The organism is Pseudomonas sp. AGC41 (assembly GCF_057334555.1).
Window position 1 is genome coordinate 168,854 of record NZ_JBHFJB010000022.1, and the last position, 13,560, is coordinate 182,413.

Annotated in this window: 10 protein-coding genes and 2 pseudogenes; all 12 read right to left on the minus strand. The window is 58.0% G+C overall.

The window, feature by feature from the left end; all coding sequences use genetic code 11:
* Window positions 1-45 precede the first annotated feature (45 nt).
* Window positions 46-300: an acyl carrier protein gene (locus tag ACE04F_RS03575; protein ID WP_106274333.1), complete on the minus strand. Its 255-nt coding sequence runs from the start codon at window positions 298-300 to the stop codon at window positions 46-48.
* On the minus strand, window positions 297-2,540 hold the full coding sequence (locus ACE04F_RS03580; RefSeq protein ID WP_486104910.1) for an ANL family adenylate-forming protein: 2,244 nt from the start codon (window positions 2,538-2,540) through the stop codon (window positions 297-299). The genes ACE04F_RS03575 and ACE04F_RS03580 overlap by 4 nt, the downstream gene beginning before the upstream one ends.
* A complete protein-coding gene (locus ACE04F_RS03585; RefSeq protein ID WP_434694755.1) occupies window positions 2,530-3,657 on the minus strand; it encodes a radical SAM protein in 1,128 nt (375 codons plus the stop codon). Before ACE04F_RS03585 ends, ACE04F_RS03580 begins: the two co-directional genes overlap by 11 nt.
* 2 nt (window positions 3,658-3,659) lie before the next feature.
* Window positions 3,660-5,474, minus strand: coding sequence for a B12-binding domain-containing radical SAM protein (locus ACE04F_RS03590; protein ID WP_106274336.1), 1,815 nt, complete (start codon window positions 5,472-5,474; stop codon window positions 3,660-3,662).
* A complete protein-coding gene (locus ACE04F_RS03595) occupies window positions 5,474-6,943 on the minus strand; it encodes an alkaline phosphatase family protein (RefSeq protein ID WP_486104913.1) in 1,470 nt (489 codons plus the stop codon). The genes ACE04F_RS03590 and ACE04F_RS03595 overlap by 1 nt, the downstream gene beginning before the upstream one ends.
* Before the next feature lie 570 nt (window positions 6,944-7,513).
* A complete protein-coding gene (locus ACE04F_RS03600; protein ID WP_486104915.1) occupies window positions 7,514-7,675 on the minus strand; it encodes a hypothetical protein in 162 nt (53 codons plus the stop codon).
* A 195-nt stretch (window positions 7,676-7,870) separates the two neighbouring features.
* Entirely contained in the window at window positions 7,871-8,119 is a 249-nt protein-coding gene (locus tag ACE04F_RS03605) for a hypothetical protein (protein WP_434694758.1), read from the minus strand.
* A 254-nt stretch (window positions 8,120-8,373) separates the two neighbouring features.
* Complete coding sequence (locus ACE04F_RS03610) at window positions 8,374-9,081, minus strand: RES family NAD+ phosphorylase (protein ID WP_486104917.1); 708 nt, start codon at window positions 9,079-9,081, stop codon at window positions 8,374-8,376.
* Window positions 9,074-9,712 (minus strand): hypothetical protein, encoded by a 639-nt coding sequence (locus tag ACE04F_RS03615; protein ID WP_486104919.1) that lies wholly within the window; start codon window positions 9,710-9,712, stop codon window positions 9,074-9,076. Before ACE04F_RS03615 ends, ACE04F_RS03610 begins: the two co-directional genes overlap by 8 nt.
* 366 nt (window positions 9,713-10,078) lie before the next feature.
* Window positions 10,079-10,345: pseudogene (locus ACE04F_RS03620) on the minus strand (Arm DNA-binding domain-containing protein); the annotation flags it as partial.
* A gap of 522 nt (window positions 10,346-10,867) precedes the next feature.
* The gene (locus tag ACE04F_RS03625; protein ID WP_434694761.1) at window positions 10,868-11,260 is read right to left on the minus strand and encodes an NADPH-dependent FMN reductase; all 393 of its coding nucleotides are present in this window, start codon (window positions 11,258-11,260) and stop codon (window positions 10,868-10,870) included.
* Window positions 11,261-13,489 (minus strand): annotated as a pseudogene (locus ACE04F_RS03630) (efflux RND transporter permease subunit); the annotation flags it as partial.
* Window positions 13,490-13,560 lie beyond the last annotated feature (71 nt).

The following is a 13,560-nucleotide window of genomic DNA, read 5'->3' on the forward strand; positions in this document are numbered from 1 at the left end:
ACCCGCTGCCGGATGCCGGCAGTGCTTGCTGAGGCGTCACGACAATCAGACTGCCTGGGCTTGCTGCTTTTGCGCGACGAAGGTTTCGAGGCGCTCCAGCGAGTTCACCAGCTCAATGGATAGCTCGTTGTCTTCGATGGAGAAGCCGAACTCGGTTTCCACCTGGATCAGCAATTGCAAGGCGTCGATGGAGTTCAGCCCCAAACTGGCGATGAGGTTTCCTCCCGACAGGTCTTCGCGGCTCAAATGACGGCCTACGGTGGCCGAGAACACGTTGATCAAACGATCGGTATCAGTCATTTCTCACAGCTCCTGGTAAATATCGTCGTGCATTGGAAAATCATCGATTCGGGGCGCGACACTTCGCTTGCGCTGAACCCAAGGCCGGCCATCACGCCGACCAGCTCGTCATGACGCGGGTAAAAATGGCCTCCATGGGTCAACCAGTCGACACCGACGGTGGCGGAGGCTTGGTCGTTAAAAAAAATGTCGTCAATCACCAGTCGCCCGTTGTGCGCCAATCGCTCCAGCAGCCCGGACAACCCCTGTGCCACGCATGCCTGGTGCAGGATGTTGTCAAGGACGATGACATCGAACTGGCGCGCGTCGAGTGCGTCCAGGGCGTCATGGGTATCCACCGGTATATCGAGGTCGAGAGGGTTCAGCCCACCGAGCAGGACCACTTGGCTGGCGGGGCAGTCGAGGCGCCGTTTGCTGAGCAGGGCCTGGGTATAAACCGCACCGGTGGCGCTGACATCCAGTAACCGCAAGGCACCCGGCATGTAATTCAAGACCTTGCGCCACGCCAGTTGCGCCGCCAGGTGTTTTTCCGGGCCGGCCACCGCTCGCTGGTACAACTGGCGCAGTTGCCACTGGTCGGCGGTCTGTTCAAACGGGCGGGCGTCCAGCCCGCGCTGCAATACCGCCAACAATTGATCCAGTTGGTTCCAGCCCTGGCTGTTGAAGGTTTCAAGGTTGAGCACCGGTGCCAGCGTTTCCAGCCGACGTGGATCGCCATGCTGCTCCGCGCCTTCGTGAACCAGGCCGTTGGCCAGGGCCGTATCGAACGCCGCCGCCAAGGTCGTGGCGTGCAAACCGCTGCGCTGGGCGATCTGATCGACATTCAACCCCTGGGCACTGAGTTGCAGCGCGCCGCTGGTCCACAGCGCGAACAGCAGTTGTGAACGCTTATAGGCATGGGCGGCCTCAAGCAGCACAGCATTGTCAGCCGGGTAATAGCGTCGACTCAGCAGCGCCTTGCCGCTGGCGCCCCTCGGGATCAGTGCCGTGCGCTCAAAGCGATCAGGCACCTTATGACTTGCCAGGTAGGCCTGACAGTGCGCGCGCAATTGCGCCTCATCCCATGCCCGATCAGCCCGCCAGACCACGAAGGCAAAGATGTAATCGTTGCCGGCCTGTTTGGACTTGACCGCTCGGACCGTGCAGTCCATCACGTCTTCGTGGCCGGCCAGGATCGACTCGATCTCGAACGCCGAAACCCAACGCTCGCCCCGGCGAATGGCGCTGCTCTCACGGCCGACGATGGTGTACCCCTCAGGGGTACGCTCGGCGATATCACCGGTGTCGTAGACGCGGCCGTCCTCCAGCATGACCTTGAGCGCGAACGGCTGCCCTTCTACGGGCTCGTCCAGCACACGTATACCTGGCAACGGAAAGCCAATGGACAGCGGCGGCAAAGGCGCGACGCCACCGAACAGTGCCCCGCTTTCCGTACTGCCGTAATTACGCGACAGACCTATGCCGAACGCCTGCTGGAACTGCTGCTCAATCGATTCGCTCACCGGACCGGCACCAGACATCACCACCTCAAGCTGCCCGCCGCGTCCGCCCTGCCCGGCCCGTTGTGCCAGTAACGAGGCCAGCAACGGTGTGACGACGCAATGGGTTGCACGCTGACGCAAGGCCGCAAGGGCGCCCGCCAGTTCCGTCGGCTTGACGATCTCGACCTGCGCACCGGCCAGCAATGCACCCCACAGCCAACCCAGTGCATACGCGTGACAGATGGGGGCGACAAACAGCACCCGATGCTCCGGGCCCAACTGCAGCAGGTGGCAGTAGCGTAAACCTTCGTCGCGCCAGCTCTGCAGGTCGCGGAAGACGATGGACGGCTCACCCGTGGTTCCGGATGTCAGCAGGTAGATGCCTCGGCGCATCGTCGCACTGGCCTGCACATCCGATCCCGCCGACGTGGCGTCCAGCTTCAGCACGCGTAGCGCTCCATGCTCCAGCGACAGGCTGTGGGCAATCGCCCCGCGTGCGCCGTAGCGATTGATCTCGTGCACCGTGGCATCACTGGCCACCAGCAGGGGCGAAAGCCCGTGCTCCAGCAGCATCAACAACAGCGCAACGTGTTCGACGCTGCTGTCGAACACCAGCATTACCCGCCCATTGGCGCAGGGTGCCAGCTCACGTAGCTGTTGCCCCCAGGAGCTGCGTTGACCGACCGGTAATCGTTCTAGCAGTGATGCGCTGGACAATGCCTCGAAGCACTGAGCATCGACTGGGTACTCATGCGCCATTCAGGTACGCCTCCTTGGCTTGCTCAAGCAGGGTTCTGACTGCCTGGGGCGCATAGGACGGTGCGCGACACAGTTCATCCAGGCTGATGACACTTTCGAAATACAGGCTCAGGGTGTCCCAAGGCGTGAAGCAGCCTTTGCACGCATCCAGGCGCGGGCGTTCCGATAGCAGCAGTTGATAGAACGGCGAACGATTCACCGGCGCCAGGGCCTTGTTCCAATCGCCCTCGACCAGGTTGCCCATGTCGTGGAACCAGATATTCGGGCACGGCGTCACCACCCCGTCACTGAACGTGGAAAGCACCAGGCGCGGCAGGTGGCAACGCCAGCTACGCCCCCCATCGCGATAGAACGAACTCAGGCGCTCCAGGTACGCCTTGGGTGGCAACACGTCCGGGTAGAGGTCGCGCAGCTCGAACAATTCATCAATGTGCAGGTACTGGTCCGGTCGTAGCTTGAAGGTTTCGCTGTCAGGCCCTCGCACCGGAAACGGAAATAACTGTGGAGGGTTTTCCTTGAAACGTGCACACCATTGGACGAACTCACGCAGGTAGGGCGCACTGCGGTCGTTCAACACGCCGTAGATTTCCAGCGGCAACCCTGCTTCCAGCACCATCTCGATCCGCTCCATGATCATCTCGTGGATACGCGGCGACAAAACCCGGTAGCTGTTGCCCGTGTAATTGCTGCTATCGAGCGAAATCTGCACGACGACATTGCCCAGCTCCGCCAGCCGCTTGATTTTCTCGGCGGTGAGCGGCAAACCGTTGGTCTGTACGATCAACACTTCATGCAGCGGCGACATGCGTTCGATGAACGTCATGATGCCCTTGATAATGAAGATTTCACCGCCCGTCATTTTCAGGATGGGCGGCCTGAAGGTCCGATTGACGCGCTCGACGATGGTGTGCAGGCGCTTGCCCAGGTCGCTCTCTTCGGTGTAGGCGTCATGGGTCGGCGGCTGGAAGATCAGCTTGCCTTCATGGGACGACTTCATATTGCTCTGCCCGGTGAGGCAGTAGGTACACCCCAAGTTGCAGGAGTCTTCATTAATGACCAGGTCGTTGCCAAGCAGCTGGCCATGGCCCAGGAAGTTCACCGGTTCACCGATTGTCATGTTCAGGCCCCTTTGCTGAACTGGATATCACGCAAGCTCAGACCCGCGCGATGAAGCTGCATGCTGATACCCAGTTGCACCTGGCGCAGCTCAGCGAGTTTTGTCCGGTAAAACACCTCCAACTGCGGGCGCTTGTCGTGGGCATAAGCCTCGGTAAGCGTTTCCAGTTCAGCCAGGTCGGTCATTTCGGAGATCAACGCGTAATTGAAATCGCTCATGGCCTTGCGCAGTTCGGCCGCCTTGGCCTCACCTGCTTGAAGAATGGCCAGGCCTTTGGGGTCGTCCAGCACTGCTCTGCGCAATCGCGACATAAAGGTGTGCATGACGATGTCGTAGGTCTCGAACTCGAATACAGCCGGCTCTTTTTCGATGACCATTTCCGAGGCGTATTTTTCGCCATAGAGCAAGGCGGTCATGGCCGAGAGTTGGCGTACCCGCGGGTCTTCGAAGTCATAGCTCAACGCGTTGAGCGAGACATCGAAGTCGTCATGCAGCTTGCCTTCGGCACGCAAGGTCTCAACCGCCTCGGCGCCGGGATACAACTCCAGGCGCACGGTGTAACGGCGCAGGTTGTAGCCCATGTACTCACGCAGGAAGGTGTTGTTGTCGCGGATTTCCTGGAACGTCGACCACGGGTGATAGGCGATAAAGCCAAACGCAACGTAGATGCCGGCAGCGCGTACCAGTTCGATCGCCCGCTTGTTGTCTTCGACGGTCGACTTCTTCTTCCAGCGATCCAGGCCGATCTGCGAGCCCGACTCGATACCAATCAGGACTTTTTCCAGGCCGGAGCGGTAGAGCAGGTCCAGCAAGGGCTTATCTTCGACATGCCAATTTTTGGCCTGCATGCAGCAGTTGTAATAAATCTTCAGGTCGCGATCGAGCACGCCTTGGGCGATGTCGGCGATTCGCTGCTTGGCGAACGGTGCACCACCCGGGTCTTCGAACGTCGAGTCGACGAAGTCGAAAGTGTTGAAGTTGTACTTGTGATAAAGCCGTTCGATTTCATCGACAATGTTGTCCGGTGTGCGCGCACGCCAGAGCTTGCCGGGGTTGATCTTGTTGCCCGCATGCGGCGCGTTGCAGAACGTGCACCGCGCCGTGCAACCACGGGTAGTTGCCAGCCGCAGGTACGGCAGCTTTCCGCTATTGAGTTCGAACTGATCGCGGGCCGGCTCGGGCAACATGTCCAGTTCGGGAACGGGCTTGCCGATCGGATTGTCGATCACAAACCCGCCCTCCTCGCGCCAACTCAGGCTAGGCACGCTGGAGTAATCCTTATGTGCCCAGAAAGCTTCCACATAACGCACCAGCGGCACATCACCTTCACCCCGCACCAGGGCATCGAGGAACCCCCAGTTGGGATTGCTCAGCAGCTTGGAACCGAGAAACGTCGCCAGTGGACCGCCGGCCAGGAATGCGACTTTGTCCGGCAATGCCGCGCGTAAAGCAGAACCGAAAGCCGTGGCGTGGCTGACGGTCACCGTGGTCAGCGAGAAACCAATGAGGTCGGGCTTGAACGCGACGACTTCGGCAATCGCCAGTTCGTCGCCGTGCTGGATGGCCTTGACCTCCACCACCCGACATTCGGCTCCTAGGTCACGCAGGATCGATACCAGGTAGCTCACCCCGAGATGCTCGGAACTCATCACCAGGTCGCCATCGAGCAGCACCGGGAAACACACGCGCATCGGCTGGGGGCTGCGGAAGTCGACGCTGGAGTGCAACGGGTTTGCGACCGGGACGTCGATCGGATCACCCAGGTTAGCCAGCGGAATAAGCGCGCCGGCGGCATTGGAGAACTGCACGGTTTCCATCAGAAGTACCCGATCTGTTGTAATTGTTTGTCCATGAAATGCTGCTCTTCCTGGCTCATCCGTTGGCCGCTGCCCTGGCGGGCAGGTTCGCGCCGGGGCGCCTGGGGCGGATCGACCAGCCAGTGACCCTCCAGCCCCTCGGGAACCACTAACCCCAGGTGGGCCAGAATCGTCGGGTGGATATCTTCGATACGCGCTTGCAGGCCCGCATTGCGGGGGAAGTTGGAGCCGCTGATGAACACGATTCCATCGGGCCGGTGCACACCATGTTGCGCCGGTGGGTTCCAGACCTTGCCACTCAGGGACGGCGTGGGCATGACACTGAAATCTTTCGGAATCAACAAGTAGTCAGGGGCCTCGCTCAGGCGCGGCCCGGCATAGACCTCCGAACTTTTGACCAGGGAGAACCAGGGCTGGCCCTGCTCATCGAGCACCTTGGCCAACGCTTGGCGCAGCTGCGCTTCGGCCGCTGGCAGCGACTCGGTATCAAGGCATCCATGTGCCTCACGCCCCTTGAGGTTGGCATTGACTCCAAAGCATCCCGGGGTCGGCATATAGAACTGCGTGTGTGGCCAGTCCACGGTGCGTCGATAACGTCCCTGGGCTTCGAACCAGGAGCGCACACCCGGGTCATCATGGCCCGCCTCAGCACCTTCCTCCAGCGGCTCATACCGAGTGGCGAGCAAGCCTTCCTGCTGTAGAAACTCGTGCACGCTGAAGTCGACGTCACAGACACCGAAGCCATGGTCGGATGCCACGACAATCAACGTATTCTCATCGGCCAGGGCCAATAACGTGCCCAAGGCCTGATCGATACTGACGTAGCACGCCTCGACTTCCGCACTGGGCAAGGCTTGATCGCCCCAGTAGTAATGACTGACCCGATCAACTTCGGTAAACACCACAAACAATGCATCGACAGGACGGGTTTGCTGCAGAAAACAACAGGTATCCGCACGCCCTTTAATAAATTTAGATGCCTGTTCGCAATAATCCGACTGCCCTCGATACATAGTCACTATATCGGAATGATAATGCAGGCCCGCCTGCATCAACTCATGCACCAAATTAGCTGGCGAGGTATAACGCAATGTCTTCGCCAATGGCCAACTGATCATATAACCGCCGTCCAGATCGGCCGGTGGGTGCGTCATCGGTATATTGTAGGCACCCACTTTCAGCCCCTGTCGTTCAAGGGTCAGCCAACTGGGCTCGCCGCCATAATCGGAGGCATTCATCGCACGAAACTGGTAATCCTCGGACTGTGTTGCCCAGAACTGATAGATGCCATGCGAACCCGGCGAAACCCCTGTAAACATGGAGGCCCAACCGGGTGCGGTATGCGGTGGGAAAGTCGATTGCAGAACCCCATGAGACGAACGCTCACGCAGCGCACTGAAGTTGGGCAACAGGCCGCGAGCCATTAGACGCCCGAGCACTTCATAAGAAGCACCGTCCACGCCAAACACCAACAACTTCAACTTTTGACCTTCCATAGTCATTACAACTCCGCGCCTGAGACACTGAGGGGGGGGCAACCTGATCGACTTCGCGCAACGAACGACGCCAACCGGAACTAAAGCCAGTCAGCACAAACCATAAAAAAAGAACAATCCCGAGAGAGCTATATACAAGACGCTCGGTCACGGCAAAAACAACCTAACACAGCGTTTAAAAAAAACACGTCAAAAAGATTGCTGGCATGTAACAAAAAAGCTCAAAGTATGAACACATATTACAAAATGTTTTACCGCACCCAAAATGCAAGGGATTCTCCAAGGCATTCCAAAGCACCAACTGCGGACGAGGTTGGCATTGAGGCTATAGACCCGGCGATGTTTTATGATGGAGGCGCCGGGCTCGGAGCGCTCCCGGATGAACTGGGCTTTGACAGATTTGCTGTCGCTGGCCATGAACGGCAAAGTGAGCCCCGATGAACGCGGAGGACAGGCAGGGCAGTGAGGATGCAGGCCAACCGCTTGCGCAGAATGAACACACGCTGGCCGCAGTCACGCGACCATCGTGTCAGATGCGGTAGATCAGATCTCCGGTATCGTCGTGTCCTCGAACGGCTCCTCTTCGCCGTTGCCGGTGTCTTCGGAGTTTTCGCTGGCCTCCTTGGAGATCTCGGACGCTTCTTCCTGGACCTGCCACGCCTCCTCCACTTGCGCCTTGAGGTCTGCGCCGAACTCAGTACCCATCTCGTTGACAATCTCCGGCAGCGCAGTGTTCACCTCGCCGAGGCTCTCATTGGCTGCGGGAATATTGCCATCGCTCAGGCTCGCCTTGGCATCCAGCAGATTGCCTTTCGCTCAAAGCACAAAGACTGACATGACGAATGTGCTCCCGCGCGTTACACGGCGAAATCGTAAAGATACGGGCGCTCTCGCCGCTCGTTATGAAAAGCGGCGCACCTTGATAGTCCTGTCCGAAGCTACCTTATGCTTGGGCTTGGCCACTCGAATAACCTTGTGCTGACCATCGGCCATTGTTTCAACGAGCATGCCATTCCTGATTTCCATCACACTGAGTCCGGCCGCCAACGTATTGATATGGGCCGCCTTAATCGCGCCTTTCGCCATGGCTGGAATTTTCTCTTCCAGCCGGCTCACCAGTTCATCATTTAACATCCGGTTGACGTCCATAACGAGCTCCGCATCTTAGGCCAGCACGTAGCCAGCCATCATGTTATTGCTGCGTGTTCCAGGACAAGCACCGTCCGCTCCTAGAACGCACAGAAGACCTATTTGTTGACCGTCGATGCTACGCAAGCCTGTACGGAAGAATCCATCAATGCCCCCATCAAAGCCCGCCGTCTTCAGCAAGATCTAATGACTGAGGAATGGCAATTCCAGCCTCAGAGAGCGGATCCCAGGGGCCACTGCTCGGTCATTTTGACTCAGCTTTTTCCCGCGATGATAACGACCCCAACCCGCTCTGCCAGATTGAGCACCGTGTCGAACACATTCGAGTCGCCGGTCAAGCTGCGTGACGCCTCCTGAGGATGGAGTGCGCCGTCAGGAATCCGGTCATCAAAGAGCACCACCGCACGTGCCGAATCATCTTGTCGCGACACCCAAGACAGCCCTTGGGCATCTGGACACTGACGGTGGATTGCCTCGGCCCATTTGCGCGTCGCAGGGTATTGATCTTTCTCAGTGTCGATCAGTTGTTTGCGCGTGATGCCCAGTTTCCGCAGGGGCACGCTGGACAGATCAACCAGGTGCAGCGGTTGGCTAACCTGGACGGCAGAATGCACCTGTCCAGTCAGCTTGCCTTTGTCGAAGCTCTTAAACCCAGCCGTATGGGGAACGTCGTGGAAGACGGTCTCCATCAAGGCGCAATCGACTGTCGTGCCGCCATACAAGGTGGGAATCGCCCGCCCCTGATCATCCTGGATCGGGCTGAAGCGTGCGTTGCCGTGCACACCAGGATTGAATTGATCAGGCTGATACTTATCCTGGTGCACACGGTGAAGCACATCGCCTTTGGCGATCACGGTGAAAGTGACGTGCAACGTAGCCGCAGGCACTGGGGTAACGGACGCCGCCAAATCCGTGGGAGGCGTCGCCCTACCCTCACTGGACTCGGTACGCTGCTTAGCCATGGACGATGCCTTGGATTTCATCCAGTGCTGCAGCAATCACCCGATCAGGCGCCGATGCCAACAGGTCCTGAGGTCTTTTGCCGCCCAGAAAACTATTATCGGAGCGAAACCAGTAAGCCATCCCCCAGCCGTCCTTGTGGCCAGCGAAAGCCTCAATGATTTTGGCCAGTGCCTTGAACGGCCGATAGCCCGCATCCGGATCCAAGCCGTAACCAGGGAAATAATCGACCCCACCGTGACTGATGGCAAAGATCTGCCCCTGCTTTTTCCATTTGTTGGGCTGGGCACTCGGGTTTCTAGTACTCAACTGGGCCACCTGGGCGATGTCCGCGGCGGTCAGCCAATCACCGCTTTCCAACACCGCTTTGCGGGCTTGGACCAGCATTGCCGCTTCCTTGAGCAGGCGAGGCGAAGGCGGCTTACGTGTCACAAACACCTCGGCCAGTCGCTCCAGCGACTTCGGGTCCTGACGCTCCTGCAGCACCTCGTACATCGAAGAAGCCACATTGGCGAAGTTTTCCGCCAACGCCTCAAATACACTGAGGTTGACCTGATCGAAAGACACGACCAATACTCGGTCCGCATGCGAGCGGCTTAAGCTAGCCCGAGCCTCCTTAGGCGTACCGACCAAGGTGGAAACGCCCGACTGCTCTGTAACGCTCATGGAAATCTCCTCACCAGTTATCTACGCTATCTAATCCTAGCATAGTCTTGATAACCTTAGATCGAGCCTAAGCTCCATTCATCTGGATGCATGGTAGGTTTGAGGGAAGCACGCCATGCCGTCGATCAGCACGGTGGTTCTGGGACGAAAAGTCTAAGGATACGATCTTGGCTTTCCGGTGTGCGGGCGAGCTAAAGACCAGCAATGGTAGACCGAAAGAGTTGGCAACCCAGTTCAGCACTGCTTGAATTCCCAGCAGTCCGCGACGTCAGATCGGGCGGTGCCGCCCTTACCCCCCTAGGGCTGAAGATCTGCATCACATCGTTTGGCATTGCGCTCAAGGCGTCGCTGATCGCGGGGATCGAGACCCTTCGCGACCAGCGCCCTGACGATATCGCGCAGAGCGCGAGCATCGCGTAGACCTATTTCAGGATAAGTACCGAGCGAAATACGAGGCTGTTTACCCGCCCAAGAAAAACGGAAGTGCCAGCTTTTGGTACCTTTCGTATTCACGAAAAGCGCAAGGCCGTCAAAGTCAGGAAGGGTGTAGTTTTTGGCGCGAGGCCTGGCGTGTCGGACCGCCGTAACTGTAAGAACCATCGTACTAACTCCACTCATATGAATGAAGGAGTGTTGTACGGCTTTCAGAGGGTCAAGCAGCTCTAAAAAATGATTTACCAAGCATCGAATTGATGTACTAAATAATGTACTAAAAAATCGTGGCTATTGGTGTATCAGAATGGACTTTACTGGAACAAAAAAAGAGGCCGAAGCCTCTTTTTTTGGTTTCTACAGACTTCAATGGAACTCTATAGAAAAATAATTGGAGCGGGAAACGAGACTAGTATCGGGTGTCCGACTCATTGAAATATAAGGGGTTTCCGTTATTCCTGAAGCAGGAATGGACTTAATTCTGGACTGGTTTCCAGCGGGCATCAAGAGCAACGTGAACTTCCCCTCATAGGTGCGTTAGTAATCTGCGTGATCAACACGCCAACTCCACCCAATAAAAAAGCCCGAGCTGTTTCATCCCGTAGCTGCCCCTGATCTATTTTGCTGGTCACATTACCAATCACGATCTGCGGGTAGACAACCTGCACCGCCTGGATCGCCCAGAGGGTTTCATTGAGCTGTTGATGCGCGCGCACCCCACCCGTGAACGTCGGCGAGGCAGTGAAACTCAACACCGGACAGCCCCAGCAGCACCGATTTCCCATGAGGGCGGGACAACCAGTCCAACGCATTTTTCAACACGCCGGACATACCGTGGTTGTATTCCGGCGAGCCGATCAATACCCCATCGGCCGCCGCCACGGCGGTGCGCCACGCGATCGCGGCCTGGGGGGCATGAGCGCCATCGTCATCCTCGTTATACGGCGGGATATTGTCCAATCCGTGAAGCGTCAACCGGACATGCTCAGGCAATCGTTCGGCCACCGTACGCAGGATCGCTGTATGTGCCGACTGCCGACGCAGGCTGCCGGACAAGCCCAGGATATTTATCGTTACAGTCATTTAAATACTCACGGGTTGTGGCTTGGGCTTGAGGAGAAAATGCGCGAGCGCGGGCACCAGGAACAACGCTCCCACCATGTTCCAGACGAACATGAAGCGCAGCAAAATGCCCATGTCGGCCTGGAACTTGATCGGCGACAGCACCCAGGTGGTCACGGCCACGCCCAAGGTAATCCCGGTCATCACCACCACCTTGCCGGTGGACAACAACGCCAGGTAATAGGCATCCGACAGGCTTGAACCGTTGCGTAGGTTGGCAAGCGTCACACTGAGGATGTAGAGCGCGTAATCCACACCGATTCCCACCCCCAAGGAGATCACTGGCAGCGTCGCCACTTTTACACCGATGTTGAGCCCCACCATCAAGGCCTCGCACAGCACGGACGTGAGCATCAACGGCAACACCGTACAGACCACGGCTCGCCAGGACCTGAACGTGATGAAACACAGGGCATGACCGCTGCATACACCATGAACAACATCTGCACGTTCGAACGCTTCACGACGATGTTGGTGGCCGCTTCGATACCGGCGTTACCCGCCGCGTTCAGGAACTGAATCTGATCGCTGTCATGGCTTGCAGCGAACTGTTCAACCGTCTGCACCACGCGGGTGAGCGTATCGGCCTTGTGGTCCATCAGGTAGACATACACAGTCAGCAGGTCGCAGTTCTGGTTGAACAATTCCCGCGGTGCACGAGTGATAATCGCGTTCAATAGCCCCTGGTTACGCGGTATCTCGTACCAGGTCATGCTGCCCTCGTTCATCCCGGCTGCGGCCTGTTTGCTCAGTGCCGCCAGGGAGGTGGTTGACACTACGCCAGGCAACTGCTGCAACTGCGCTTCCAGGGCGTCGACCGTTACCAACGCCTGGTAATTGGCGCAGAAGTACTGCGGGGTCTTGACCATCACCACGTACTTGTCGCTGCTGGCGGAGAAATTGCTGACCATGAAGCGGTTGTCGGTGTTGTAGCGCGACTCGGGACGCAACTCCGGCGCTCCGGGATTGAGGTCGCCGATCTTGACCTGGAGGCTGATGGCAAAGCCCACGGCACCCAGCGCTACACCGATGAGGATCGCGCCGGTGGCCCATTTGCGTTCGGTGAAGCGGTCCAGGAAAGCCCAGAGCGGATGCCGGGCGTGATGAGCGTCCAGTTTGGAAAACCGGTCGTTGGCCGCTTCCCTTTGCGCCGCCACTTTGCTCACGCCGGTGTATGAAAACAGGATCGGCAGCAGGATCAGGTTGGTAAAAATCAGCGTCAGCACGCCGACCGTCGCAGTAACGGCCAGGTCCTGGATCACTGGAATCTTGATGATCATCAACACCGCGAAGCCCACGGCGTCCGCCACCAGCGCCATCAGTCCGATCAAGAACAGCCGGCGAAAGGTGAAGCGCGCCGCCACCAGCTTGTCGGCACCACGCCCGATGTCTTGCATGATGCCGTTCATTTTCTGGGCGCCATGGCTCAAGCCGATGGCAAACACCAGGAACGGCACCAGGATGGAGTAAGGGTCCAGGTCGAACCCCAGGGTCGGCAGCAAGCCCAGCAACCAGACCACCGCGATGATCGAGCGCAGCAGCACCAGCACCGTGCTGCGTACGCAACGAGTGTACCAGAACAACACGAGCCCGCAGATCACCAGGGTCGCGGCGAAGAACAGCTGCATCTGTCGCATGCCGTCCATCAAGTCCCCCACCACCTTGGCGAAACCGGTGATGTGAATCTGTATGTTCTGGTTTTCGTACTTGGCTCGAATCTGTTCAAGTCGGTTTGACAGTGCGTTGTAATCCAGCGGGGTACCGTCATCCGAGGCGCTTTCCTGCAGCGGCAGGAGCACGATGCTGGACTTGAAGTTGGAGGCCACGAGCCGCCCCACCTCGCCCGACCGTTCGATGTTCTGCTGCACCTGTTCCAGGCTGTTGGCTGAACCATCGTAATATGACAGGCTCGCCATCGAAACCTTCCTCGGTCACGCCGATCCAACGCGTGGCCGGCGTCCACAGGGACTTCATGTAGGAGCGGTCGACACCGGGAAGCAAAAACACTTCGTCGTTGATCTTCTTGACCGTTTCCAGGTATTCGGCATTGAAAATACTGCCCTGCCTGGCCTCGATCGCAATCCGCAAGGTGTTGCCGCCCTCCCCCAACTGACTACGGTTTTGCAGATAGTTCTGTACATAGGGGTGATCGGTGGGGATCATTTTTTCGAAGGCCGCATTGAGCTTAAGACTGTCTATAGCTGAAACCCGCGGTGGGTATGATCCGAGAACGGGCCCTGGAGCTTTTCGTCAGCAAGGGA

Excerpts from the sequence above, each read along its gene's own strand:
- ACE04F_RS03575 (WP_106274333.1), bottom strand. The coding sequence starts at position 300 with ATGACTGATACCGATCGTTTGATCAACGTGTTCTCGGCCACCGTAGGC.
- ACE04F_RS03580 (WP_486104910.1), bottom strand. The coding sequence starts at position 2,540 with ATGGCGCATGAGTACCCAGTCGATGCTCAGTGCTTCGAGGCATTGTCC.
- ACE04F_RS03585 (WP_434694755.1), bottom strand. The coding sequence starts at position 3,657 with ATGACAATCGGTGAACCGGTGAACTTCCTGGGCCATGGCCAGCTGCTT.
- ACE04F_RS03590 (WP_106274336.1), bottom strand. The coding sequence starts at position 5,474 with ATGGAAACCGTGCAGTTCTCCAATGCCGCCGGCGCGCTTATTCCGCTG.
- ACE04F_RS03600 (WP_486104915.1), bottom strand. The coding sequence starts at position 7,675 with ATGGGTACTGAGTTCGGCGCAGACCTCAAGGCGCAAGTGGAGGAGGCG.
- ACE04F_RS03605 (WP_434694758.1), bottom strand. The coding sequence starts at position 8,119 with ATGGACGTCAACCGGATGTTAAATGATGAACTGGTGAGCCGGCTGGAA.
- ACE04F_RS03610 (WP_486104917.1), bottom strand. The coding sequence starts at position 9,081 with ATGGCTAAGCAGCGTACCGAGTCCAGTGAGGGTAGGGCGACGCCTCCC.
- ACE04F_RS03625 (WP_434694761.1), bottom strand. The coding sequence starts at position 11,260 with ATGACTGTAACGATAAATATCCTGGGCTTGTCCGGCAGCCTGCGTCGG.